Annotated in this window: 23 protein-coding genes; 16 read left to right on the forward strand and 7 right to left on the reverse strand. The window is 52.6% G+C overall.

All coding sequences use genetic code 11. From position 1 onward, the window contains the following. The first annotated feature begins 10 nt into the window (after positions 1-10). Both VFA09_23920 and VFA09_23925 read left to right on the forward strand, forming a co-directional pair. Complete coding sequence (locus VFA09_23920; protein HZU70339.1) at positions 11-1,471, forward strand: ATP-binding protein; 1,461 nt, start codon at positions 11-13, stop codon at positions 1,469-1,471. 6 nt (positions 1,472-1,477) lie between these two features. Then, positions 1,478-2,200 carry a response regulator transcription factor gene (locus VFA09_23925; GenBank protein ID HZU70340.1) on the forward strand — a complete coding sequence of 241 codons (723 nt, stop codon included), beginning with the start codon at positions 1,478-1,480 and terminating at the stop codon, positions 2,198-2,200. A gap of 120 nt (positions 2,201-2,320) precedes the next feature. Here VFA09_23925 and VFA09_23930 read toward each other — a convergent pair whose 3' ends face one another. The 3 genes from VFA09_23930 to gltX all read right to left on the reverse strand — a co-directional run bounded on the left by VFA09_23930 (position 2,321) and on the right by gltX (position 5,237). Then, on the reverse strand, positions 2,321-2,947 hold the full coding sequence (locus tag VFA09_23930) for a CPBP family intramembrane glutamic endopeptidase (protein HZU70341.1): 627 nt from the start codon (positions 2,945-2,947) through the stop codon (positions 2,321-2,323). Between the two features lie 69 nt (positions 2,948-3,016). Beyond that, positions 3,017-3,688 carry a DUF6483 family protein gene (locus VFA09_23935; GenBank protein HZU70342.1) on the reverse strand — a complete coding sequence of 224 codons (672 nt, stop codon included), beginning with the start codon at positions 3,686-3,688 and terminating at the stop codon, positions 3,017-3,019. Positions 3,689-3,713: 25 nt separating this feature from the next. Continuing rightward, on the reverse strand, positions 3,714-5,237 hold the full coding sequence (gene gltX / locus VFA09_23940; protein HZU70343.1) for a glutamate--tRNA ligase: 1,524 nt from the start codon (positions 5,235-5,237) through the stop codon (positions 3,714-3,716). 159 nt (positions 5,238-5,396) lie between these two features. Here gltX and lysA point away from each other — a divergent pair, with 159 nt between their 5' ends. Both lysA and VFA09_23950 read left to right on the forward strand, forming a co-directional pair. Then, positions 5,397-6,752, forward strand: a complete 1,356-nt coding sequence (gene lysA, locus VFA09_23945) for a diaminopimelate decarboxylase (GenBank protein HZU70344.1) — start codon at positions 5,397-5,399, stop codon at positions 6,750-6,752. 66 nt (positions 6,753-6,818) lie between these two features. After that, positions 6,819-7,463: a hypothetical protein gene (locus VFA09_23950; GenBank protein ID HZU70345.1), complete on the forward strand. Its 645-nt coding sequence runs from the start codon at positions 6,819-6,821 to the stop codon at positions 7,461-7,463. A 70-nt stretch (positions 7,464-7,533) separates the two neighbouring features. On the opposite strand, the gene VFA09_23955 is transcribed toward VFA09_23950, so the two are convergent. Beyond that, positions 7,534-8,061 carry a bifunctional nuclease family protein gene (locus VFA09_23955; GenBank protein HZU70346.1) on the reverse strand — a complete coding sequence of 176 codons (528 nt, stop codon included), beginning with the start codon at positions 8,059-8,061 and terminating at the stop codon, positions 7,534-7,536. 380 nt (positions 8,062-8,441) lie between these two features. Here VFA09_23955 and lexA point away from each other — a divergent pair, with 380 nt between their 5' ends. The 3 genes from lexA (at position 8,442) to VFA09_23970 (ending at position 11,587) form a co-directional block, all read left to right on the forward strand. After that, on the forward strand, positions 8,442-9,065 hold the full coding sequence (gene lexA, locus VFA09_23960) for a transcriptional repressor LexA (protein ID HZU70347.1): 624 nt from the start codon (positions 8,442-8,444) through the stop codon (positions 9,063-9,065). Between the two features lie 298 nt (positions 9,066-9,363). Next, on the forward strand, positions 9,364-10,503 hold the full coding sequence (locus VFA09_23965) for a hypothetical protein (protein ID HZU70348.1): 1,140 nt from the start codon (positions 9,364-9,366) through the stop codon (positions 10,501-10,503). Positions 10,504-10,609: 106 nt separating this feature from the next. Continuing rightward, on the forward strand, positions 10,610-11,587 hold the full coding sequence (locus tag VFA09_23970; protein ID HZU70349.1) for a DedA family protein: 978 nt from the start codon (positions 10,610-10,612) through the stop codon (positions 11,585-11,587). A gap of 12 nt (positions 11,588-11,599) precedes the next feature. Here VFA09_23970 and VFA09_23975 read toward each other — a convergent pair whose 3' ends face one another. After that, the gene (locus VFA09_23975) at positions 11,600-12,181 is read right to left on the reverse strand and encodes a glycerol-3-phosphate responsive antiterminator (GenBank protein HZU70350.1); all 582 of its coding nucleotides are present in this window, start codon (positions 12,179-12,181) and stop codon (positions 11,600-11,602) included. 340 nt (positions 12,182-12,521) lie between these two features. Here VFA09_23975 and VFA09_23980 point away from each other — a divergent pair, with 340 nt between their 5' ends. From VFA09_23980 to plsY, 8 genes are all read left to right on the forward strand, one after another. Next, positions 12,522-13,127 carry a glycerol-3-phosphate responsive antiterminator gene (locus tag VFA09_23980; protein ID HZU70351.1) on the forward strand — a complete coding sequence of 202 codons (606 nt, stop codon included), beginning with the start codon at positions 12,522-12,524 and terminating at the stop codon, positions 13,125-13,127. Between the two features lie 146 nt (positions 13,128-13,273). Next, positions 13,274-14,770 (forward strand): glycerol kinase GlpK, encoded by a 1,497-nt coding sequence (gene glpK, locus VFA09_23985; protein ID HZU70352.1) that lies wholly within the window; start codon positions 13,274-13,276, stop codon positions 14,768-14,770. Between the two features lie 144 nt (positions 14,771-14,914). Then, on the forward strand, positions 14,915-15,820 hold the full coding sequence (locus tag VFA09_23990) for an MIP family channel protein (protein HZU70353.1): 906 nt from the start codon (positions 14,915-14,917) through the stop codon (positions 15,818-15,820). Positions 15,821-15,903: 83 nt separating this feature from the next. Next, the gene (locus VFA09_23995; GenBank protein ID HZU70354.1) at positions 15,904-17,673 is read left to right on the forward strand and encodes a glycerol-3-phosphate dehydrogenase/oxidase; all 1,770 of its coding nucleotides are present in this window, start codon (positions 15,904-15,906) and stop codon (positions 17,671-17,673) included. Between the two features lie 22 nt (positions 17,674-17,695). Further along, positions 17,696-18,697: a dihydroxyacetone kinase subunit DhaK gene (gene dhaK / locus VFA09_24000; protein ID HZU70355.1), complete on the forward strand. Its 1,002-nt coding sequence runs from the start codon at positions 17,696-17,698 to the stop codon at positions 18,695-18,697. A 40-nt stretch (positions 18,698-18,737) separates the two neighbouring features. Continuing rightward, entirely contained in the window at positions 18,738-19,370 is a 633-nt protein-coding gene (gene dhaL / locus VFA09_24005) for a dihydroxyacetone kinase subunit DhaL (protein ID HZU70356.1), read from the forward strand. A 46-nt stretch (positions 19,371-19,416) separates the two neighbouring features. Beyond that, complete coding sequence (ptsP, locus tag VFA09_24010) at positions 19,417-22,050, forward strand: phosphoenolpyruvate--protein phosphotransferase (protein HZU70357.1); 2,634 nt, start codon at positions 19,417-19,419, stop codon at positions 22,048-22,050. A gap of 136 nt (positions 22,051-22,186) precedes the next feature. Then, on the forward strand, positions 22,187-22,876 hold the full coding sequence (gene plsY / locus VFA09_24015; GenBank protein ID HZU70358.1) for a glycerol-3-phosphate 1-O-acyltransferase PlsY: 690 nt from the start codon (positions 22,187-22,189) through the stop codon (positions 22,874-22,876). Positions 22,877-22,880: 4 nt separating this feature from the next. On the opposite strand, the gene pgsA is transcribed toward plsY, so the two are convergent. Beyond that, complete coding sequence (gene pgsA, locus VFA09_24020; GenBank protein HZU70359.1) at positions 22,881-23,519, reverse strand: CDP-diacylglycerol--glycerol-3-phosphate 3-phosphatidyltransferase; 639 nt, start codon at positions 23,517-23,519, stop codon at positions 22,881-22,883. A gap of 296 nt (positions 23,520-23,815) precedes the next feature. Here pgsA and VFA09_24025 point away from each other — a divergent pair, with 296 nt between their 5' ends. Further along, positions 23,816-24,625, forward strand: a complete 810-nt coding sequence (locus VFA09_24025; GenBank protein ID HZU70360.1) for an SDR family NAD(P)-dependent oxidoreductase — start codon at positions 23,816-23,818, stop codon at positions 24,623-24,625. A 34-nt stretch (positions 24,626-24,659) separates the two neighbouring features. Here the strand turns inward: VFA09_24025 and VFA09_24030 are convergent, their stop codons facing one another. Then, the gene (locus tag VFA09_24030) at positions 24,660-25,367 is read right to left on the reverse strand and encodes a YceI family protein (protein ID HZU70361.1); all 708 of its coding nucleotides are present in this window, start codon (positions 25,365-25,367) and stop codon (positions 24,660-24,662) included. Between the last annotated feature and the right edge of the window lie 191 nt (positions 25,368-25,558).

Below are 25,558 nucleotides of genomic sequence, written 5' to 3' on the forward strand. Positions count from 1 at the left end.
CAGGAAGCATATGGGAATACAAGATATAACGCGGTTGAGTTCTGAGGCATCAGAGTTGGCGACGATATTGCAAGATCTGACCCGGTTAGGACAAAGAACCGGAATGGTAGCAGATGGACAGGGTACAGGCTCCATTGCTAGCGCTCTGCTTGAGTGCCTGGCCTGCTTCTTTGGCGCCGGGCATGGCGCCTTACTGCTCGATACACAGGGAAACCTGGAGTTCGGTCGCTCATACTCACCTGCTTCATTATATGAAAATGATGTAAGAGTTTTAGCTCTGCACCGTATGGGTGAGAACGATTCGTCTATTCTCCTGGATGCCTCTGCTTCACATTATGAGAAAGAACAGCCTGGATCAGCTTTATTATGTAGCATCACCTACCGGCTCCCGGTAGGCTATGCAGCATCCGAGAGCAGGCGCCTGCAAGCGAGTCAAATAGAGCTTTTGCCGTGCATATCCTCGAATGCTGCTCCTCAACCTTTGGAGGCTTTGTTACTCTTGAGTTGGGACGATGCTGAGGAAATGGACTGTAGTATGACTATCGAGCGCGCACACCGGTTGCTGCCACAGATTGCTGATGCAGCGGGAGCCGTCATCGGGAATATATTGCTGGCCGAACGTGTGCAGGAGTTGGAACATACCGCTATGCGGGAGGCGCTTGCGGGCATGGAACTCCTCAAAGCCGAGTTGCTAGGCACAGTTAGCCATGAATTACGCAGCCCACTTGCTTCCATCAAGGGCTACGCGGCAACGCTCTTGCGTCACGAACGCCGCCTTGCGAAGGAGGAGCGGCATCAGTTTTTGCTGGCTATCAATGAAGGATGTGACCGCCTGGAAATCATTATTGAGCGCCTGCTGGAGATGTCGCAGTTAGATACAAAGGCGATACGACTTGTCTATTCCACGGTTGATGTGGCGCGTCTTGCTCAAGAGGCCATTGGCGCCGCTGAAGAACGCATAGTAGCTCGATTCCCGAATCGATTTCACTTCAGCTTGCGTATCGAAAAGTTCGAAGGTATACCCGTTTCCACCGTTCCTCTAATTATGGGTGATCAACGGCGGTTACGAGAAGTGTTAGATAACTTACTGGAAAATGCTATCAAGTATTCGCCCGCAGGCGGTACGATTACCATACTCATTCGCCCGGCAGCGCAGGATAAGGTAGCGAGTAGCCTGAACATCGACAACAAGGAAGACACCCACGGGTCAAAAAATGAGCTGTCTCCTATGCTAGAAATCTGTGTCATCGATACTGGGATCGGCATTCCCGCCGAGCATATCGAGCGCATCTTCGATCGTTTCCATCGCGTCGATATGCGTCTCACACGTGAAGTCAACGGTCTCGGATTGGGTCTGGCGATCAGCAAACGTATTGTCGAAATGCATGGCGGAGTGATCTGGGCCGAAAGCTCTGGGCCTGGAGGCAGCATTTTCCATGTGCTGCTTCCATTGCAGGAAAAAGAAGGATGATCAACAATGTCTGCTAAAACAACAATTCTTACCGCGGATGATGATCCACAGTTGCTGCGACTGGTGATGCGCAATCTACAGTTGGAGGGGTACGAGGTGATTGCGGTCAGCGATGGTCAGCAGGCTCTGACTCAGATTGAGCAACAGGCCCCTGACCTTGTGCTGCTCGATGTAATGATGCCTAAAATGGATGGCTTCACGGTCTGCCAGCGTGTTCGTGAATTCTCGACCGTTCCAATTATCATTGTGACTGCACGCGGGCAGGATCAGGACAAAGTTCGAGGGCTTGACCTGGGGGCGGACGACTATCTCACCAAGCCATTCAGTATAGATGAGCTTCTGGCCCGCGTGCGTGCCGTGTTGAGGCGTACACAGTTTAGCGCCAGGGAGCATGCACAAGGTCTACAAACAACCGCAACCATTGGTGAACTGGAAATTGACTATTCCCAACACCTGGTAAAGATAGCGGGCCGCGAGATCACACTCACACCAACTGAGTACAATATCCTTGCCTACCTTGCTAAAAATGCCGGACGCGTCCTGACCCAGGATTTGTTGCTTGAACATGTATGGGGCAGTGAGTACCTGGGTGAGAGCCATATGCTCCAGGTGAATATCAATCGACTACGGCGCAAGCTCGAAGCCGATCCTGCTCACCCCCGTTATATTCTTACTAAAGTGGGTGTTGGCTATTATCTTGCTTCCCAACTTGATGCTGTCGCGAAGTGAGCCAGAAAAGACCTGAGCCATCCCGAATGTTGACGAATGGGCTTGTAGAGGGCGTACCTTTGCGGTCGCCCTCTTCCCTTACCTGTTCCTCATATGCGAGTTGACTTATGTTTCTGTGGATTATCCTTGCTTGCGTTTCCATCTCCTGTACATCACCTCGTCGCCCAGGCTCAGGAAGCCCCAGGTAGTCAATCCATGCACGATAACGACTGCCAGCAGCGAGCGTGGCTCAGGTTGCGCCACGTATAGAAGGCTAAATACCAGACCCGCTAGCCCAACACCCGCCACACTGCGCCAGTTCCACTTACCCAGCCGGTGATAGAGCGTGTAAACAACGGTACTTACCAGCCATCCCCAGCCAATCCAACCTGTCCACTGAGTCACCGCTGCCAGCAAGAAACCGCGAAAAAATAGTTCTTCGACGGGACCATTGATGACGAGGTAATAAAAGCCCTGGAGAGTGTGATCATTCAAAGTGGGTCGGCGGAACCAGGGACTAACTATCCAGATGCGATACGTTATCGCAAAGACGCACATCGGGATGCCTATTGCGATACCAAGCAAGAGTTGTTGAGGCCAGTTATTGAGCGTCAGCCCCAGAAAAGAGAGTGACAGGTGAAGAATAGCAATATAAAGAAAAGGCACGATAGCCATAGGAAGGATACGCATGAATATATCTGGCCAGAGCCAGCGCCATGTATCGACAACCGTTGACCGGGCGACCTCTTGAGACTTTACAGATGACACGTTTTTACCTCTACGAGGCAGAAAGACTTTCCGCGAGTGGGTAGCAGACATTGATTAGACAATACTTTATCACCCTGAAGGATGCAAACCCATCTCCTTCAGTTTCGCCAGGCCCTCTTCTACCTCAACGCGGGAAAGGTTACCCGCGCTCAGTGTGGCATCGCTCTTCTTGCGCAGTCGTGTATAAAAAGCGATGCCGCGTTGAAGAATCGCTTTGTCGGGCATACTGCTGTTCAGCATGTCGAAAAGGATATCTTCGGCCTTCGCAAACTTGCCGGTGTTCTCATAGTATTGTAGTAGCTTCAGCGAAGTTTTTACCGGAAGCTCATAATCATGTAACTTATAGAGCAGGCCTTCCAGTTCAGGAACGTAATCTACATCGCTGATGTTGCCATCGAGCAGGAGAACTTCAAGGAACAGATTCAAGGATTTCAGGTAGCAGTAATAGCTTTCATCCTGGTTGTTCTGTTCCTCGTAGATTTCCCCCTCCGCTTTCAGCAATGTAGCCAGCAACCAGCACTTCTCGGTGTTCAACGTTCCTAGTGAGGTGAGCATCGCCAGCAGCGTTTCCTCAGGAACAGAGTGAATGAAGCCGGCGCCCATGCCGAGCGTCTGCCTGTATTGCTCGTCAATAAAGTTCAACGCCCCTGCATAATCCTTTATTTGTTTGTGATAAAGAACCTGGGCCAGGGCGCGGCCAATCTCTTCCGCCAGTCGAAGGATGTAATCTCTCTGTGTCATCGAGAACGCTCCTGGGATTAATGTATCAGGCAAGGCGAGCAATTGCCTGGTCGATACGGCTCAAAGTGCGCTCGCGGCCCAGTACCTCCATCATCTGGAAGAGCGGCGGGGTAGCGGTACGCCCACTGATGGCAACGCGGATCGAGCCAAAAAGCTGCCCCGGCTTCAGTTCAAGCTCGGTTGCAAGCTCGCGCATGGGAGCCTCGATGATCTCATGTTCCCACTCCTCAACTCTGCTCAGCACATTATATGCCTGTAGTAAGGCATCGTGCGTTCTGGGCGCATCCATGCCTTTCTGAATCAGCAACTGCGTATCATAATTCAGGTCTTCAGTGTAGAAGAATGAAACTGCGTGCGCGGCTTCACCCAGGGTTTTCAAACGCTCCTGCTCCAGGCTCAGGACGCGAGCTGTATAGGCGAAATCGAGCGGCCGCTCAATGTTATCCGGTAATCCGCCCTCGATTTCTGGACGCTCCAGGTATGGCAGTGTGCGGCGCGTCAACTCATCCAGTGGCAACCGCCGGATATAGACGCCGTTCATCCAGGTCAACTTGTCAGGATCATAGATACCACCGGCGATGCCAATGCGGTCCAGCGTGAATACCCGGATCAGTTCCTCGCGTGTGAAAAGCTCGGTCTTATCGTCATATGACCAGCCGAGTAGCGCCAGAAAGTTAAACACGGCCTCCGGAAGGTATCCCTGCTGCTTCAACTCTGTCCAGGCCGGCGCATTGTGACGCTTGCTGAGCTTCCTTTTATCTTTGCCCAGCACATTTGGCACATGATATAAAAGCGGCATTTCCCATCCCAGCGCCTTGTAAATCTGTACGTGGCGTGGGGCGCTGGGAATCCAGTCATCGCCACGCAATACATGTGTGATACCCATCAAATGATCGTCGACAATGTGCCCCAGGTGATAGGTCGGCAGACCATCCGATTTAAGGATGACCATATCATCAAGGTCGGAATTTTTGAAAACGATATCGCCGTGCAGTTCGTCATGTACAATCGTCTCGCCCTCGATGGGCATCGCGAAACGCACCACCCATGACAATCCGGCGGCCTCATTTGCGGCTCGCTCCTCTGCGCTCAGGTAACGACAGCGCCGGTCATAGCGGGGTGGCAATTTCTGTGCCTCCTGCTGTTTGCGCATCTCGGCCAGCCGCTCAGGAGTGCAATAACAGCGATAGGCATGCCCCGAAGCAATCAGCTGGTGAGCATACTGCTGGTAAAGGGCCTTGCGCTGCGTCTGATAATACGGGCCATAAGGACCTCCCTCAACAGGCCCCTCGTCGATATCCATGCCGAGCCACGCAAAACCACCTAAAAGGAAATCGACCGAACCCTCTACCGTGCGCGCAAGGTCGGTATCTTCGATACGCAAAATGAAAGTGCCGCCGGTATGGCGCGCATAAAGCCAGCTAAACAGTGCGGTACGAAATCCGCCGATATGCTGAATGCCCGTTGGACTTGGCGCGAAACGCAGGCGCGGCGGGCGAGCTGTGGTAGGTGTTTCCTGCTCCTGCGAACGATGATCTGTTTGTGTCATGCTCTTAGAAATTTCTCCTCTTCATGGCTATAAATTTGTTCTATTCTAGCATAGTATGCCGGCATTCGTGTAGCCCTGTTGCGCTGCTGAAAAACTTGAATCTTTCCCATCGAAATGGTACATTAAGGCAAAGGTAAACAGAAGGAAACACGATGAAATATGCCCGTACAATCTGATGCGCTCACTAATCTATCTCATCTCCTGCCCGATACTGCCACATTTTCATCAGACGGTGTCTTTCATATAGCCGGCAAGTCTGTACCTGAACTTATCCAGCACTATGGCTACAATACACCTCTGTATATCTTTGATCGCACAACCATTATCAATGCCTGTCAGCGTTACCAGCAGGCTTTTCGGAAGTATTACCATCCCTCTCCAGTACAAATCCTGTATGCATCCAAGGCATATCTTTCGCCATTGGTTGCCGGATTGGTGACCGGGCAGGGATTAGGACTGGACGTTGTCTCAGGCGGCGAATTGACACTTGCTCTTCGCGCCCATGTCCCGATGGAGCGAATCTCGTTTCATGGCAATAATAAATCCATTGACGAGTTACGTATGGCATTAAAGTCAGGCGTGGGACGCATTGTGCTGGACAACTGGAGCGAATTGGAGCGCCTCACTTTGCTTGCAGGCGAAGGTGGATATCATCCACAGGTCTTAGTGCGTGTCGCGCCGGATGTAGATACTGATACGCATCGCTACTTGCAAACAGGTCACGCCGCCTCCAAGTTTGGTTTCCCGCTCGCAAATGGCGAGGCCAGGGCCGCCATGCTGCGTATCCTGCAAGAGGGACAGTTGCGATTAGCCGGGCTGCACGCGCATAGCGGAACAATGTTACGCGAGACGCGTCCTTATGTCGAGTGCCTGCGCAGGCTAATGGCGCTCGCGCGCGATGTCTATGTAGAGACGCAATGGTGGCCGCGTGAAATCAGTCCCGGCGGTGGATGGGCAATCGACGAACCTGGCCAGCCGCCTGTTCCCGGCATCGAAGTGCTGGCGCAGGCTCTACAGGCGACGATGGAGCAAGAACTCGCCTTGCGACAGGATGCGCTTCCTGCGCCGACGCTGATAATCGAACCTGGCCGCTCGATCATCGGTCGCGCGGGGGTCGCGGTTTATCGAATCGGTGCCAGAAAGCCCACACCGGGCGGCGTTACCTACCTGTTCGTAGATGGCGGCATGGCAGATAACATTCGTCCCGCTCTCTATGGAGCGCGCTATACAGCGTTTCCGGTCGAACGAGCCTTTGCGCCCGCCGGAGAAGCCGTCTGTATCTCTGGCCGCTACTGTGAATCGGGCGATATGCTCATTGATCAGGTCATGTTGCCGTATATGCGCGAGAACGAATTATTGGCATTGCCAGGCGTTGGTGCGTATTGCCTGCCGATGAGCAGTAACTACAACCTTGTTCCCCGTCCAATCGTACTACTCGTTGATGAGCATACGGTACAGGTAATGGAGCGACAAGAAACATACGATGATATTCTATCGCGTTACCAGCAAGTTTGAGACTTATGGTGGTGTTCCCTCGTAAAAAGACATGGGAATTGTTCCTGTTGATGGAGTATGAGGAAGATGCGAAGAAACCAACCCAAAGATAGTCGTTTTGAGGAATACGACGAACATAATCAACCGACAGAACCGATGTCCCAGGTAATTCTCACGCCATATTCATCCTCGTCGAATATATACGGCGCGCCGACCAATCCTCTACCTGAGCCTGACGAGCAGCTTTTTCTGCCGGGTTCCAATGCGTTCCTGGTTCCAGGCTCATCCAATAGATCAAAAGTATCACCCGCGTATCCATTCCTGCCCGCGGCACCGGCCTTTAACGGTAATGGTCGTCCACCTGGGGGAGCCTATCCGGTGCGGCCGGCAGACATTGTGCAGCCTGGAAAAAGAAGGCGTACTCAACCGCGACGTAGCATCTTCCCTGCTTTAGTAGGATTGCTCTTCGTACTTATCCAATTATTGCTGCTCGTGCGTGTTGTACTGCAACTTTTAGGACAACCAGGCAACGTGTGGTGGGTTGGACTAATCTATAACGTCAGTAGTGTGTTCGTGTTACCGTTGCGCCTGCTCCTGCAAAACGTGAGCATCCCATTGATCGCCGGTACGGATCTGTATAACTACTTGCTTGCCCTTGTTGCCATTCTCCTGTACGGGCTCATTTCGCGCATACTGGTACGCTTCTTGAAAGCACTTTTGCATTCGCGCTGAGCGCGTGGATCTGAACGTGGCACAAAACCGAAGAATTACTTGCCTCTATTAGACTCGTTACTTGCCGCTCTTAATCTTTGCCGAACTCGTCCAATACGTCCAGGCTATTGATAAAGTCCCGGTACGCATCCAGGTTATCCTGCTCGGATTCTTTTTCTTTCTTTGGCTCGGATTTTGGAGAAAGTGGCTCCTCGTTCGTTTCCAGTGCTACTCCCGCGCGCTCCAGTACACTCTCCTCTACGAAGATCGGCGTTTTTGCACGTACAGCGAGAGCGATAGCATCGCTGGGGCGTGAGTCGATTTCAACATGCCGGCCATCGACATCAAGAACGATTCGCGCATAGAATATATCTTCGATCAGGTCCGAGATGACGATACTCTCAATTTTAGCACCGAGATCACCAATCACATTCTTGAGCAAATCATGCGTGAGCGGGCGAGGCGAACTCGTCCCCTGAAGTTCGATAGCAATGGCATATGCTTCGGCATGCGCTATCCAGATAAACAAGTAGCGCTCTTGCTTCGTAGCTTTCAAGATGACCACTCGCTGCGATGTCTGCAAGTTTATTCGCACGCTTTCAACTGTCATCTCAATCATCTATCTGACTCCCTCTTTCATCACTGGGGTTCGTTGAGTCTCCGACGCCTCTATTGTACACCCTTTTGAGTGTGGTGCGCAAATGGATGTTATCCATCACCGGTCACTTGCCACACAACATTCAACCCCGTTTATGTCTATCTCTCTATTAATGAAGTATAGCAAAACCTGTGTCTTATTCCAAGTCTTTGCGCTGAAAAGGTCACCAACTTGCCAAAAAGGACGCAGTTCGCGAATACGAAAATATTTTCGGAAAATTCGTTCAATAAACGCTTGACTTGTGGGGCCAGGTTTGTTATGATTTGAATAGCCGTTCTACTTTGACGTGGCATGGCTAAAACAGGTATGCAACCTATGCAGAAAGGCAGGAAGATAGCACAATGGCAACTGAGCAAACAAGTGATATTCAGAAGCGCATCTACGATTTCATCGTCAGTTATATGAAGAAAGAGGGCATGCCACCGACCAATCGCGAGATTGGCAGTGCGATGAGCATAGCAAGTACCGGTCATGTCGATTACCATCTTTCTATGCTCGAAAAGAAAGGCTACATCGTTCGTGAGTCCAAAAAGAGCCGCGGCATCAAGCTTTCCCAGCAACCCGGCGGTATTCCTGTCATGGGCAGCATTGCCGCAGGTGAGCCGATTGAGGTTTTCTCTGAACAGGACCAGCGGCTTGATGTTGGCCAGGAGCTCGAGCAGCAGGGTACGTATGCGCTCGTTGTCAAGGGCCGTTCGATGATCGAAGATCATATTTGTGACGGCGATTATGTCGTTATCAAGCCACAGACCACCTGTGAAAATGGTGATATCGTGGTTGCCACTCGTAAGCAGGATAATGGTCGTGCTACCCTGAAACGCTTCTTCCAGGAACATGATAAAGTGCGTTTGCAACCTGCTAACTCTGAAATGGAACCCATCTTCGTATCGCGTTCCGAATGGGATCGCGAATGGGTAGTACAGGGCAAGGTCGTCGCAATTTTCCGCCAGTATCGCGCTGCATAGTTTTTATCTCAACAACGTGTAGCTTCACGAGTATATTTGTCAATACATCGATGAGGTTACACGTTGTTCCAGCTTTCCTCAACCTCATGCATGGTCATTGTTCTCCCGAAATGATAACCACAGTTCCATTTTTGTGATTTGCCACTTGTAAAGCCGCTTTGCGCCCAAAATAGCTTGTAGTTTTGCTTAATATCTGATATACTCTACTCAGCCTGAGATTTTTTACTTCAATATGCTAACTGAGCCTCAGCAGCCGTGTTGTGAATGCGATAGGTAGAGCAGAAAGGAAACGAAATTTATGAAAGCTGCGGCCCTGGCCCTGGCATTCTTGCTTCTTGTTGGTGCGGCAGTGATTCTGGCTTTTGCCAATACGCTCAGCTCCTGGGTGCTTGGAGGTTTAATCGGAGGGCTTGCAGCATTACTCATTAGCATTCCCATCTCCCTGGCATTATTCACCATCATGGCTCGCCGTCATGATGAACATTTTTTTATGCAGCAGGAAGAAGAGGAGATGGTTTATGACGACGACGGCGAATATGCTGAAGTATATGAAGCTGATGCCTATGTCCTGCCGTCCGAAGAAGATCAATATGTAGAACCACGGCGGCGATTACCCGAAGCTCGTAATGTCTCCGCACAAGATTACCCTCGACTGCCGGCAGCAGGACAGAGTCATGCGCGGGCCGCCGCTAATGGCATGTATAATCAGCGTGCATTGAGATCCCCTCAAGGTACACAGCATCCTTCGCAAGCCTTGCCGGCTCAACAAAATAGCGCAAGAATGCCTGCCCAGCGCCCCGCTCTTACTGGCAGTTTACCATATTTAGGGAACCAGGCGAGTTCGCTGGCAAAGCATCGGACGGCGGCATTACGCGCGGCGCGGATTGAGGCGGCCCGGGACCTATATAATGAAAGCGATGATCTTCCAACCACCACTTCGATGTCCAGGCGTCTTCCAGGATATCCTTCTCAATCTCTGAAAGTCCAATCTGATGCCGAAGGATTACCTCGCCCTACCCGTCGGCTTCCACAACAAGACAACTTATCCAGAAGGCCGCGGCATTCTATGGATACCAATACTACCCGGCAGACCGGCGCGCGACGTTACCGGCAGGTGGATAGCGCTCGTTCTCTGGACAGCAATCCTCAGACCGGGTCTTTAGAAATGCAAGAGACGAACACAGATAAGCTACATGGCCGTTTCGAGCAAACAGAGCCTCTGCGCAGAAATCCCGAAACCGGTAAGTTTGCTCGTAATCCGCAGTTAGAAGAACAACCACGCAATCCAGATGTGGTCACAGGGAGCCTGAAAAATCCTCTTCTACGTCGCGCACCCTACATGTATGAGGACGATCCGCTGCGGGAACAACTGGCGCAATATATCGAACGCCCCATCACGCGCCGCTCTTCACTTCAAGAACCCATAGACGAAGAATAAGAAGATTAATCTCTATGTACTAAAGAGCTAGCCTCATCGCGTAAAGTATGTTAGTATAGGTCAAAAGCAATTTGGCTTATGCTTGTGTGTGAAGGAGGCTAATTCTTTGTTGACACATCTTACTAACTGGCTTACTACAAATATAACAAATCTGTATGCTACAACTGGCCTGATCGGTATTATATTGGCTATGGCCATCGAAAGCTGCTGTATACCATTGCCAAGTGAAATTGTGATGCCGCTGGCAGGTATCATGATTTACAATCATAAAATCCTCTCTGGTCTGAATCCTGTCGCGAGTATCCTGCTGGTAGCTGTTGCAGGCGCTATTGGCTGTCTGCTTGGCTCGATAGTTGCCTACTGGATTGGTTACAAAGGTGGTCGCCCCCTCATGCTCAAATATGGTCGCTATGTACTCATTTCGCAGCATGACGCGGATACAGCAGACCGTTTCTTCCAGCGCTGGGGCAGCGCCACCGTCTTCTTCTCGCGCTTGCTACCCGTGGTTCGCACCTACATTTCGCTGCCTGCCGGTATCGCAAAGACTCCATTTGTAAAATTCTGCATCTATACCGTGCTGGGTTCATTGCCGTGGTGTCTGATTCTCGCATTCGCAGGCTATGAGTTGGGAAAAGCGACGAACGGCTTATCCTCGCTCGGCACAATCTTCCATGGCCTGGACGTGGTTGTTCTTATAGCCATCGTGGTTCTGGTTGCTCTTTACATATGGAGACATATTCGTAACGACCGCAAGGCTCGTGAAGAACACGCGGCCAAAGAAGCTGCGCAGGCCCAGCTAATCGCTCAACAGCCCCCTCGGATGCAGCAATTTCAGTCACAACCATGGCAGCAGCCGGCTTCACAACAATCGCCATGGGTTCAACAACAGGCGCCCCAGCAAGTCTGGGGGCAACCGCCAGCCCAGACTTCGCCATGGGGTCAGCCACAGCCGGCGCAGCCCTCACCATGGAGGCAATCTCCCCCTCCATCACCATCACAGCCTCCGCAATGGGGACAGATGCAGCCGCCACCTCAACAGCCCTGGCCCCAGCGCAACGGCGATGATAGTAACTTTTCGCGCTGAAATGGAGAGGCTTCAGCGTGGAGTTTTGAACCAGAGTTGGTAGGTGCTGCTGCTGCTTAATAATGCACCGGCAGCCTGAATGCGCGCTACATCGGCGGCGGTGCGAATGAATCCACCGGCAATAAAGGGACCCGCAAGTAATTGGCGCAGAGTTGGGGCCATTTCAGGAAAAATAATGCCCGGTAGGACCTCTACTATGTCGGGAGCCGCCCGCGCTATGGTACGCACGCCTGTTTCTAGTGCGGAATCGTCCAATAAAAGCAGGCGCTGGATGGTAATCAAACCCTCTGCTTTGCCTGCCGCGACCAGCTGCGAGCGACTGGTGATGATTGCGTCGACACCGATATCATGTAAATACTGAATGCCCGCGCGGTCTTTCCCTACACCGCTCACGAGATCAACGTGTACAACTAACCGCTTCCCATAATCGCGTGCCTGCGTGACAAAAGGCGCTAGTTGAAACGCATCTCCTTTCAGGATGAACAGCATGTGGACATCAGAATCGAGAGCAACCTGAATATCCTCATTCGATTTTATCGCTGCCGCCACCGGAAAGAGGCGGGACAGGCGTAGAAACTCTTGCTTTGTCATCATATCAGTATCTGACTTGTGTATCACAATATGATCAGGTTTACGCTTACGATTTGAGATAGTTATGGAACGAACGCCTTAACCCTTGACAAAAGGATGCGTACTGAGTACTATTAATTATAAGCTAACTCTACACCGTTGTATAGCTGCTGGGGTTTCGTTTTCTTTCAGCATCTTACGAGCTTATCGAACAAACAAATATTTACACATCGGCATAATGTGCCGGTGTGGACCGTTTGGACAATTGTATATGTGCCCGGGGACAGTGAGATGAAAAGTCCTGAGCCAACCTTCGATAAGGCTTAGGGCTTTGTTGTTTTTTACTGGTACGGTGAGGTACAGCATGCTAAGACAGTCCAGCGCGTCGCTCCTTAACCGGTTAGATAACTGTAAAACTATCCCAGTCATCGAGAACCGCGCACAATTTATGCAAGTTTTCGATTCCCCGCATATTCGTGCCATTCTGCTGCGTCATTGTAATCTGTTCGAGCTTTCGAGTTTGGTAGACCAGGCATATAGGCGCGATCTCTCCCTCTATGTCAATATCGATCATATCGATGGAATTCATTCCGATGCGGCCGGTTTGCGTTACCTGGCCGATCAATTCCGTGTGGCAGGTGTTGTTTCAAATCATCCCAAACTGTTGGCATTAGCGAAAGATTTTGGGATGGAGACCATACAACGAATTTTTGCCGTCGACTCAACCGGATTAGAAGTGGCGTTGGGGACGGTCGATAGGTCTTATACTGATCTGCTCGATATTTCTCCCGCGCTAGTTATTCCTTATGTGATTTCGCGGTTAGCTGAGCCTTTACCATTGAGCTTTATAGGCTCTGGCTTGATTCAGACATCGCAACAGATACAAAGAATCCTTCGTGCGAATGCAGCAGGTGTGGCAGTCATGCGCAAAGAACTCTGGCGAGAACCGGTCGTAGGAATAGCGCGCTAAACTATCTTCTTGTGGCTCCGTAAAGCGGTCCCGGCATGGCACTGGTAGCTGCCGTGCCAGATCATATAGTGTCAAGGGTACTTCGGCTTCCACGGTGAAAGACTTGCGGGAACCGCAGGTACACTCTAGCAGAAAGAGGGTTATTTATGGCAAAGTATGTGCTTGCCCTGGATCAGGGTACAACGAGTTCGCGCGCGATTGTCTTCAATCATGATGGCGCGATTGTCAGTGTAGCGCAGCAGGAGTTTCCCCAGATTTACCCGGCACCGGGATTGGTTGAACATGATCCAGAGGCGATCTGGTCAAGCCAGCTCGCGGTTGCTCAGGAAGCGCTGAAAAAGGCGGGGGCCTCGGCCTCCGATATAGCAGCCATTGGCATCACGAACCAGCGCGAGACGGCGATTGTCTGGGAGAAATCCACCGGTAAACCCGTTTTCAATGCCATTGTGTGGCAGAGCCGGCTCACGGTTCCTATTTGTGATGCGCTGAAAGCGAAAGGCTTCGACAAGGAAATCCGGGATCGTACCGGGTTGGTGACTGACGCGTATTTCTCCGGCACAAAAGTAAAATGGATTCTCGACAATGTTCCCGGCGCGCGTGAAAAGGCAGAGCGCGGAGAATTACTCTTCGGCAACGTCGATACGTTCCTCATGTGGCGACTCTCAAAAGGGCGTGTGCATGCCACCGATCCCTCAAACGCATCACGCACGCTCCTGTACAACATCTATCAGGGCGATTGGGATGATGTCATCCTCAATGAACTGGGTGTTCCACGCTCGATGTTGCCCACGGTCATGCCATCCAGTGGAGTATTTGGCGAGACCGACGCTGAGTTCTTCGGTGCGCCTATCCCCATGGCTGGAGATGCCGGCGATCAGCAGGCGGCTACCTTTGGACAGGCCTGTTACGAGGTAGGCATGGCGAAGAACACTTACGGCACCGGCTGTTTTATGCTCATGAACACCGGAACGCAGGGTGTGCCGTCGCAGAATGGCTTGCTCACTACAGTCGGCTGGCGGGTAGATGACAATCCAACCATTTATTGCCTGGAAGGGAGCATCTTTATCACCGGTGCAGCTGTCCAGTGGCTGCGTGATGGCCTCGGTGTCATCAAGCAGAGCGTCGATGTGGAGGCATTGGCGAATACCGTTCCTGATAACGGCGGTGTCTACCTGGTGCCGGCTTTTGTGGGCCTGGGCGCTCCATACTGGGACCCCTATGCTCGCGGCACCATTATCGGTCTGACTCGCGGCTCGACGGTTGGTCATATCGCCAGGGCGACACTTGAATCGATGTGCTATCAGACTCGCGACGTGCTGGAAGCCATGACTGCCGATAGCAAGGTCGATTTGAAGACGCTGCGCGTCGATGGCGGCGCAGTCGTCAACAATCTGCTGATGCAATTCCAGGCCGATATCCTTGGCGTGCCGGTGCAGCGGCCAAAGGTAGCTGAGACGACGGCCCTCGGCGCGGCCTATCTCGCGGGCCTCGCAGTTGGTTTCTGGAGCAGCCAGGCGGAAGTAGCCGAGCAATGGGCTATCGATCGCACCTTTGAGCCTCAAATGAGCGCCGATCAACGCGAAAAGCTCTATGCCGGTTGGAAGCGAGCGGTCGAACGCTCTCAGGGTTGGGAACAGGCCTGACACATGGAACAGGGGCGCGAGGAATTGATTGCGCCCCGCAGGAACTCGTAGTGCGTACCTTGTTGTAATCGTTATTTTAGCGCGGCGACACGCCAGTTGTGTTAGCCGTCATTCCCTCAAGTATCATAGAAGGAGTGAGCATTTATGGCATCTCGATCTGTAGCTACGCCATCTGCACTCGCTGGGACTCCCGGTGAGATGCTCGCGGAATTCTTCGGCACGATGGTGCTGATTCTCTTTGGCGATGGCTGTGTGGCAGTCTATGGACTCTTTGGACCATCACAAAATGTGGGTATAGGTGCGAATACCTGGCCGGTCATTATCTTCGGATGGGGTCTTGCCGTTATGTTAGGCATATATGTCGCGGGAGCTATCAGCGGTGCTCACCTCAATCCGGCTGTAACATTGGGACTCGCTGTCACCGGGAAATTCTCCTGGAATAAGGTTCTTCCTTACTGGGTAGCGCAGATACTTGGCGCGTTTGTGGCCGCCCTTATTCTCTACTTCGTCTACCAGGGGGCGCTCGTCAATGCTTTGGCAGCGAATCATCTGTCAATTGGCGACATTGCCCAGGGGCCGACTTTTGGCGGTAAGGGTTTCGGGTGGATTTTTTACACCGGCCATAGGGCGTTCGTTGGAACGTTCGGCGCCTTCTGCGACGAGTTTGTAGGCACTGCTCTGCTTGTTGGCCTGATACTGGTGATTGTTGATGCCCGCAACCAGCCCGTCCAGGCAAACCTGAATCCACTCATTATCGGCTTCCTGATCGTAGCAATAGGTGCCTCTTTCGGCGCCAATACCGGGTATGCCATCAATCCTGCTCGTGATTTTGGCCCTCGCCTCTGGATTGGCTTCGTCAGTGGTTTCTCCAGCTTCTCCGTAGACAATTACTACTTCTGGATACCTATCATCGCACCCCTGGCAGGAGGTGCAGTCGGCGGTCTGATCTATGAATTCACCGTCGGCAAAGTGCTTGCTGCAAGGGATCTCATGAAATCCGGTACCGCGGAAACAAAGGGTGAAGCTGTACGCGAACCCTCAGTCGAGTAACCGTCACACCTTGAACAAATGAAAGGGCGAAAATACGAGGGTGTAAATCGCTACCGGGTAGCTGGGTCAGGGGAAAACCCTGGATGGCAGTCTTTTCTGATCCTACTATCCCAGGCAGAAATACCTTCGTATTTTCGCAATCACAGATCACCATGCAACCACTATCGTCAACTGTGCGCAAAAACAACCTCGCTCTCCTGGGTAGCGAATATTTTGATGTGCTGGTCGTCGGGGGGGGCATCACCGGTGCCGGTGTTGCCCTGGATGCCGTCGCGCGTGGATACAAGGTAGCGCTCGTTGAAAAGACTGATTTTGCCAGTGGTACCAGCAGCAAATCAACGAAGCTATTACATGGAGGTATTCGCTACCTGCCTAATTTCGATTTTCCCTTAGTGCATGAAGCCTTGACGGAACGTGGTATTCTGATGCGAATCGCGCCATATCTGGCCCGGCCCCTTGGCTTTGTTCTTCCTATTTACGAGGGTGATCGGCATCCCGTCGGCCTGCCGTTTACTACGCCGGGAGGCGTTGGGCTTGGCTTCATTCTCGATATCGGCCTCTGGCTCTACGACATACTGGCCGGGCGGCGCAATATCAAAAGGCATCGACATTTAAGCCGGGCAAAAGTCTTGCAAATGGCTCCAGCCCTGCTTCAGAAAGGGTTGAAAGACGGCTACATCTACTACGATGGGCAAACCAACGATGCGCGTTTGACTATGGCAATCATTCTCACCGCCGCGCAATACGGCGCCGTGATTACCAATTATACAGAAGTTACTTCCTTTGTTCTCGAAGGAGGCAAAGTGCGGGGCGCGCACGTGTGCGATAGACTTGAGAATAAAGAGGTGACCGTGCGTGCTCGCTATGTTGTGAACGCAACAGGTGTCTTTTCTGAGGAAGTTGAGCATCTTACAGGCGAGGAGCCACAGGTAAACATCGAACCGAGTAAAGGCGTACACCTGGTGTTTGCTCGCGAGGATGTGAAGCTCGGCGACTACGCCATTGTTTTGCCTGAAACGGATGACAAGCGCATTCTCTTTATTGTCCCCTGGCAATCACGGGCGATTTTTGGTACGACCGATACCGGAACCGGTGATCTGAATCATCCGTTGGCGTCACAGCAGGATATTTCGTATTTGCTTGCCCATCTCAATCGTTATCTTTCCGTCCATCTTACTGAGAAGGACATTATCAGTACGTATGCAGGCTATCGCCCGCTGGTACGTCCTGGCAAGGGTTCTGGACATTCTCCTGCGAAACTCTCTCGCACGCATGCCGTTTTAGAGGGATCAACCGGCATAGTTACAATTGTGGGCGGCAAAATGACCACCTACAGGCGAATGGCGCAGGATACCGTCGATGTCTTAAGTAAGCATGATGGCTCAATACCGGTTCACCCCACGCAAGACCTGCCTCTCTATGGAAGCGCGGGCTGGCCTGCCGTCCAGCATGAACTGAAGGTGAAAGGCTCAGCGCTTGGATTGAATCCGCAAACGCTCGAACATCTTGGCAGGAGCTACGGAGCGGCGGCGATGAGTGTAGTGAACCTGGTGGAGAGTAATGCCTCACTAGGACAATTGCTCATCGGAGACCTTCCGTATATTCGTGCCGAAGTGGTACATGCCTGCCGTAATGAAATGGCGATGACTCCTTACGATGTGCTGGCTCGTCGTACCGCGATCATCCTTGAAGACCGGCAGCGCGGGTTGGGCGTGGTCGACGACGTGGCCGCTCTCATGGCGGCTGAGCTTGGCTGGTCACCCGAACAGCAACAATCTATGGTAGAATCTTTTCGGGCTGCCATAGAAGAGCAGCTAGCTGCCGAAACATTTTTGCAGGCGGCCTCTCAATAATATTCGGAGGAGAAAGGATACCATGAAAAAACTCATCAACAAACCTGAAGATGTCGTCAAAGAGGAACTGGAGGGTATGGCTGCTGCCCACGCAGACCTGATTCGCGTGAATGTCGAGCAGCAGATTATCATCCGTAAAGATGCTCCTGTGCAGGGAAAGGTCGGTGTTATTTCCGGTGGTGGCAGCGGTCACGAGCCAATGCACGGAGGATTTGTCGGACGCGGTATGCTCGATGCAGCCTGCCCCGGCGCGGTTTTTACTTCTCCTGTTCCCGATCAGATGCTTGAAGCTACGCGGGCCGTCAACGGTGGTGCCGGCGTGCTGCATATCGTGAAGAACTACACCGGCGACGTACTCAACTTTGAGATGGCAGCTGAGTTAGCCCAGGCTGATGGCATTGAAGTGGAGAGCGTTGTTACCAATGACGACGTAGCCGTACAAGATAGTCTCTATACGGCGGGCCGCCGTGGTGTGGGTGTTACCGTCTTGCTCGAGAAGATCGTGGGCGGGCTGGCGGAAACGGGCGCTCCTCTAGCCCAGGTGGCGGAATTAGCGCGCAAAGTCAATAGCCAGGGTCGAAGTATGGGTATGGCGCTCACCTCTTGCACTGTGCCCTCGGCGGGCAAACCAACATTTGAGCTGGGCGAAGATGAGATGGAAATTGGTATCGGCATTCATGGCGAACCGGGCCGCCGTCGTGTCAAGCTGGCCCCGGCAGATGAGATTACCGAGATGCTCGCTACCCCTATTATCGATGACCTTGGCCTCAAATCCGGTGATCAGGTGCTGGCCTTCGTCAATGGCATGGGTGGAACGCCGCTGATTGAGTTGTACGTTGTTTACAATGCCTTGAACAAAATTTTGAAGGGCAAGAATATTTCAATCGTGCGCAACTTGATCGGCAGCTACATCACTTCGCTCGAAATGGCCGGTTGCTCAATCACACTGCTGCGCATGGATGATGAATTGATCAAGTATTGGGATGCCCCTGTCCACACTCCAGGATTACGCTGGGGCGAATAGGTAACAATGCATCCCTGATGAATGTTAGGAAGCTATTGCAATGACCAACGAAGATACTTTGCGCTGGTTAACTCGTATTGCCGATGTGCTGCACGAGAATCGCACCTATTTAACTGAGCTTGACTCCGCAATTGGAGATGCAGACCATGGTATCAACATGGATCGTGGATTTACCGCCGTGCGGGGCAAATTCCCCGACATGCAATCTATGGATATGGCGGGCCAGTTGCGGACAGTCGGTTCGACGCTTGTCTCAACGGTAGGTGGTGCCAGTGGCCCGCTTTATGGCACTGCCTTCTTAAGGGCAGCCGGGGCAGCGGCGAATAAACAGGAGCTGACCGCGGCTGATGTTGTTGCCATGCTGGATGCTTTCACCGGAGGCATCGTTGCGCGTGGCAAGGCGCAGCCGGGAGAGAAAACCATGGTCGATGCTTTGTCGCCCGCCGTAGCCGCGGCTAAGCAGGCTCTGGATGAAGGCGCATCGCTCGCGGAAATAACACAGCGAGCTGCTTCGGCGGCTGAAGAAGGTATGAAAGCGACCATTCCGCTTCAGGCTACAAAAGGCCGTGCCAGCTACCTTGGCGAGCGCAGTATTGGCCACCAGGACCCTGGAGCGACATCGAGCTGGCTTATCCTTCGTAGCCTGGCAGAGACCTGCCAAAACATGAAATAACCAGGCATATGTGCCTGGTTATTTCTGATCCAAGGAAGATGAACCCATGACGGTCGGCCTGGTTATCGTTTCCCACAGCGCCCAACTTGCCGCGGGAGTTGCTGAACTTGCCGGACAGATGGTTCAGGGCAACGTTCCCATCGCAGCCGCGGGTGGAGGTCCCGATGACATACTGGGAACGTCCACGGATAAAATCCTCGCTGCCATCCAATCGCTGGGTAATCCTGATGGCGTACTGGTGCTGCTAGACCTGGGCAGCGCCATTCTTTCGACTGAGATGGCGCTGGAAATGCTGGATGACGAACAGAGGAATCGCACACGTCTCAGTTTCGCGCCGCTCGTCGAAGGCGCCGTAGCCGCTGCCCTCGAAGCCGCGCTCGGCCATTCGCTTGCTCAGGTACAGCAGGCGGCGGAAAACGCTGCCAATCCAGCGCAGCTTCAGCAACTAAAACCCGTGAGTCAGGCAGAGGAGATCATAGCCCCTGAAAATGTGACTCCAGCGCCGCCGGTGGAAGCTAAATCAGATGCGAACATGGCAGAAGCGAGCCTGCTTTTGACCAATCCTACCGGTTTGCATGCCCGACCGGCAAGCCTCTTTGTGCAGACGGCGGGAAAATTTCAATCTGTCGTAGAAGTGCGGAAAGGTAGCAAGCAGGTTAGCGCAAGTAGTATTTTTGGCGTTCTCTCGCTTGGCGCCAGGAATGGCGATACTATCACCATTCGCGCGCAAGGCGCCGATGCCCATGATGCCATAGAAGCATTGCGCGAACTCGTACAGGCGAACTTCTATGAGTCACCTGTGGAGGAGAGCGCGTCCAAAGCTGTTACCCAGGCTCCAGTTCCCCAAAAGTCTGGCGGTATAGATGCTGAAATACCAGCCGCGCCTCGCGGTTCCTGGAAAGGCGTAATGACCTCAGCAGGCGCGGCTTTAGGCTCCGCGTTCCTTTATACTTCAGGCGCACTTAAGTTGAGCGCCGTCGAAAGGCGCACTATTACCGAACGCGAGGTCGAATCGGAGCAGCGACAACTGCGTGAAGCGATGGCAGCTGCCGCTCGAGAACTGAAAACATTGGCGAAAGACCTGCAAAGCAGCGTTGGAGAGTCTCAGGCGGCGATCTTTGACGCCCAGGCCCTCATGCTGGATGATCCAGCATTGCAGGCATCCGCGCTCAATGTGATTGAGAATCAGCATATCGATGCCGCCAGCGCGCTAGCTATAGCGGGCGAGCAGCAGGCGGCAGCTCTCGAGGGACTGGACAATTCCCTATTAGCGGCGCGGGCCGTTGATGTGCGCGATGCCGTCAGCAGGGCGGTGCAGCACCTGCGACCTTTCGCCGCGGCAAAGCTGGATTTGAATGCCCTTGCCCGGCCCAGTATTCTTGTCGCTCGCGACCTGACCCCTTCGGACACAGCGCAATTACGACCTTCCATGATTCTTGGTATCTGCACCACCCAGGGCGGGCCAACCGCGCATGCCGCTATTTTAGCGCGCGCCCTTGGCATACCCGCCATCGCCGGACTCGACGAAGCCGTACTGGAGGTTATTCACGCGGGTGATGAATTGGGATTGGATGCCGATCATGGCCTGCTTTATCACTTGCCGGATGAGAAAGTTCGTGCCCAATTAACGCAACGCATAGCCGAGCGTCAACGCCAGCAGACAGCCCTCAAAGCTGCCGCCCAGCAGGCTCAAACGCCCCTTGTTTTGAAAGGCCGCGCTATTCATATCGAAGCGAATATTGGCACAGAGGCCGAAGCCGAGGCCGCCCGCCAATGGGGCGCTCAAGGAGTAGGACTACTGCGCACGGAATTTCTTTTTGCCACCGCCTCAACTCTTCCCAATGAGCAGGAACAGCGTCAAATCTACGCGAAGGTATTCCGCGCCTTCTATGGAGATGGCGAAGGCCCACGCTGGCCTATCGTCGTGCGCACCCTGGACGCGGGTGCGGATAAGCCCATGCCTGCGCTGAAGCCGGTGCTTGAAACAATGGATGAAGAGAATCCAGCTCTCGGTTTGCGCGGCATTCGCATTTCCCTGGCGCATGAATTCCTGCTCGAGCAGCAGATTGCCGCAATACTGCTGGCCGCTGCCGATACAAGGGCGAATCTACGAATCATGTTTCCCATGATTACGACTTTGGAGGAACTGAATGCCGCCCGCTCTATCTATGATCGTGTCTATGACAGGCTCAAAGAGCAGCAGGCCGCGCTGCCTGAACACGTCGCAGTCGGAATTATGGTCGAGGTGCCGGCTGCAGCAGTGATGGCCTCAGAACTGGCCGAGCGAGCCGATTTCTTCAGTATCGGCTCCAACGACCTGTTGCAATATGTCCTGGCCTGTGATCGCACGAATGCGACGCTCTCAGGCCTGTACAATCCGCTGCAGCCGGCAGTTTTGCGACTCATTGGGCAGGTCGCGGAGGCAGGCAGACGCGCGGGCAAACCTGTAGCCGTCTGCGGCGAAATGGCGGGCGATCCCCGGCTTGCTCCCATCCTGGTAGGATTGGGCGTGGATGAATTGAGCATGTCACCCACCTCTATTCCGCAAGTTCGGTCGGCTCTTTCGAGCTGGATAGATGACGAACTGATCGCAATCGCCGAAAAGGTCAGGCAGGCGAAAACGGTGGCTGAAGTTGAGCAGGCGTACCTTGAGATTCAGGCGAAGCATGAGCGGGGATGATACAAAAGGTAAACTCCTGTGAGAGAAGGCTTTCTTTTTCACGAGAATATGGTAATGTTATATGCAAAGGTCTCACCTGAACATTCAGAATTTTGGTCTTCCAGGTAGACTGTACTCGTGAAAAAAGGAGGCCATTATGCCAGCACTTGTTGGTCAGCTCTTGCTTATAGGTCTCATCGGCTATTTGTGGGGATCGATTCCCGCCGGTTATTGGATGGGGAAGTTACTCAAAGGCAGGAATTTTGATATCCGCGACTATGGCAGTCACAAGATTGGGGCGACCAATGTATTGAGGACATTGGGACGCGTTCCGGCCATTATCGTTTTCATCTTCGATCTTTCAAAAGGGATACTGCCTACACTTCTGGCAACGCTTGTCCCTTTCTTTTATGCAGATGGTTGGGGACCTGCTCTGGCAGCTTTTCTGGCGCTGGTCGGTCACTGTTTCCCCGTCTTTATAGGCTTTAAAGGGGGGCGTGGGGTTTCTACTGGCGCGGGCGCTCTGGCAGTAATTTATTGGCCTGCTTTTTTGATTGGCTTCTTTCTTACTATTGTCACCATTGCTATCTCGCGCTATGTTTCCCTCGGCTCTATTGTAGGATGCCTGGTTTCAATGGTTTGTGGTATCGTTTTTGCGAGCCTGGGTTTGATTTCCATACCTGCATTGTTGTTCATGCTTGCCGGTCCTTTGCTGATCATCCTGCTGCATCACGATAACATCGGCCGTTTGCTAGCAGGAACCGAGCGCAAGATAGGGCAGAAGGTGAAGGTGGAAGAATCCGGGGCTTCGCCATCTACTAATGCCACACCAAACGTGAAGGCCTGACTGTTCAGGCCTTCGTAGGGTTTGTCTCTGGCTTATTCTGGAAAAGAGGACGCGCGCCGATCATATATTCAGCGCCGGAAATGATGGTCCAGAGCGTTCCGAGCAGCAATAAAGCGTCTGCTACCAATAACATGATCGGGCCGACCTGCAAGGTATGGCTGTTAAAGACAAGGTATGGCGGGAACAACGACAGATGGCCGGGTCCCATTCCGGCTCCCAGGGCCATCGCTAACAGTATCCCGCCGAGGGCGACCAGTGTGATGAACGTTTTCTGTTTGCCCCAGGGACCAGCTGGAATCACCGTTCCCCTGGCGGCTGCCATAGAACGCAGGCCGGTCACGAGGAATTCGCGAGCCACAATGATGACGGTGATCCAGCCCGGAACAAGTCCGATCTGTACGAGCGCAATCAGGATGGCCGAGACGAACACCTTATCTGCCGTCAGGTCCAGAAAGATGCCCAGTGGGGAAACGGTTTTATAACGCCGGGCGAGTTTACCATCGAAGTAGTCGGTTGCCGAGGCGAGAGCGAATATGATCGTTGCGACAATATATGCCCATTGCTGATTGGCAATGATAAGAATGTACACGAAAACGGTAGCCAGAATCCGGCTGGAACTGAGTATATTAGGCATGTTGCGCATTGCAAGCCTCTCTTTCGCATAAGGGCGTACCAGGTGACGAGTGCGAGAAATCGACAACGTGCCAGATACACCTGCACTCTACACGAATCCGCACGCTACGGGCGCCCATTGTATCTTTGTTTATATAAACAGGCGATAAAGACACTTCTTGATCTTTATTTCCTAGGGGCGTACCTTTGTAGTCGCCCGCTCGCAAAACCTGGAAATCAAATACATTCAACTACCCCACATTATATCTGCCTTATGAAGTTTAAGCCAATGTTTGAGGAGATGTTATGAGCCGATGGAGGGAACACATGAATACCTTTTCTGGAAAAGCCGTGCTTGTCACCGGGTCTGGAGCCGGAATTGGCTATGCGCTATGCCATGCCTTTGCCGGTGCGGGAGCCATTGTCGGACTGAATGATATCGACTCCGCGCTCTGCCAGAAAGCAGCGCAGCAGATCAATAGCGACCTCAATGTCGAACGGGTCTATCCCTATGCCTGTGATGTTGCGGACGTAGATGCGGTCGGCAAGATGTTTCAACGCTTTGTTGACGTAGCCGGACGGCTGGATATCGTGATTGCCAACGCCGGTATCACGAATTACGGCCAATTTCTCACTTATAGTCCGGAAGCATTTGATAGATTGTTGGGTGTGAATCTGCGCGGGAGCTTCTTTACGGCGCAATACGCGGCCAATAGTATGATTGAGGCACATATTCCTGGACGCATCATTTTAATGTCCTCTGTAACCGGCATCCAGGCGCATGCAAATCTGGGAGCGTATGGAATCACCAAGGCAGGCATTCGGATGATGGCGAAAATCATTGCGCAGGAAGTGGGCAAATATGGCATTACCGCTAACGCCATCAGTCCGGGAGCGATCCTCACCGAACGCACGCTAAAAGATGACCCAAATTATGAAAGGAATTGGGCCAGTGTGACTCCAACAGGGCGTGTCGGATACGTGGAAGATGTCGTGGCAGCTGCCCTCTATCTTGCCTCACCAGAAGCACGCCATGTGACCGGGCAAACTCTGGTAGTTGATGGCGGGTGGACGTTGCAGAGTCCTCTGCCAGCAGATCATCCAGACCTGCCCGGATATTCTTCACAATTGAGGTGAGTACCTGGGCGGTCTTGCCTATTCGTCTAACCGGCTAACTTTGTGCCGTGAAATCGATGGTGATAACGACCTTGTTTTGCGCAATAGCGATATTTGCCAGATTGGGCGGCTGCATGCCGAAATCGGTCATGTAGATGGTGCTGGTGGCCGTTCCCGTTATCGTATTGCCCACAACCTTGCCCTGCACATCGAACGTCTCTTTGTTCGTTTTGCCGTGCATCGTCAGGTTCCCAATCAATTGAAAGTGAACCGCCTGCCCATCGCTATAACTTGCCGGTAGGCCCTGCGTGCTGACAGAAACGAATGTGGCATAAGGATACATATCGGTTTGCAGCGTATTGCGTTGTATATAGTTATCGCGCATACTCGAATCTGATTGCAACGTTCTCAAGTCGACCTGAATAGTCATGCCTGCAACGAGGGGATTATTGCCGGTTCGTATTTTGAAACTGCCCTGTACCGAATGGGTCGTACCGACGGCATCATTATTGGGCTTATTCTGGATGATCAGATTTTCGTATACGCTGTAAGATGCCGTGGTCTGACCGGGCACGATCTGAAATGTTTCCAGGCCGGTTGATGGAATAGGAGTAGGAGTAACCGTTATGGCCCCAGGTGCGACATGGGACTGTGATTGGCTGACGGCACTCGCGAAACGTGATGTGTAAATTAAGCCTGCAATAATTAAGATAATAACCAGGACAAGGCCACCTCCGGCCCACCAGATGTAGCGTTTTTTCATGGGTTCCTCCTTGAAGTGCAGTAAGCATGCCGGAATAGTAACAGAGATTTCTTGAACTGTATACAGATAAGCTGACCCTAAATATCCCATCTCTTCCCAGGAGGAGAAGAGATGGTACTCGGAACTGGTTCTTGCTATGAGCAGGATCGTCCAGGACCGGCTAGAGATCAGGTGTCACAACCGGCAATCGT

This window comes from Ktedonobacteraceae bacterium, from assembly GCA_035653615.1.
Lineage (GTDB): Bacteria > Chloroflexota > Ktedonobacteria > Ktedonobacterales > Ktedonobacteraceae > DASRBN01.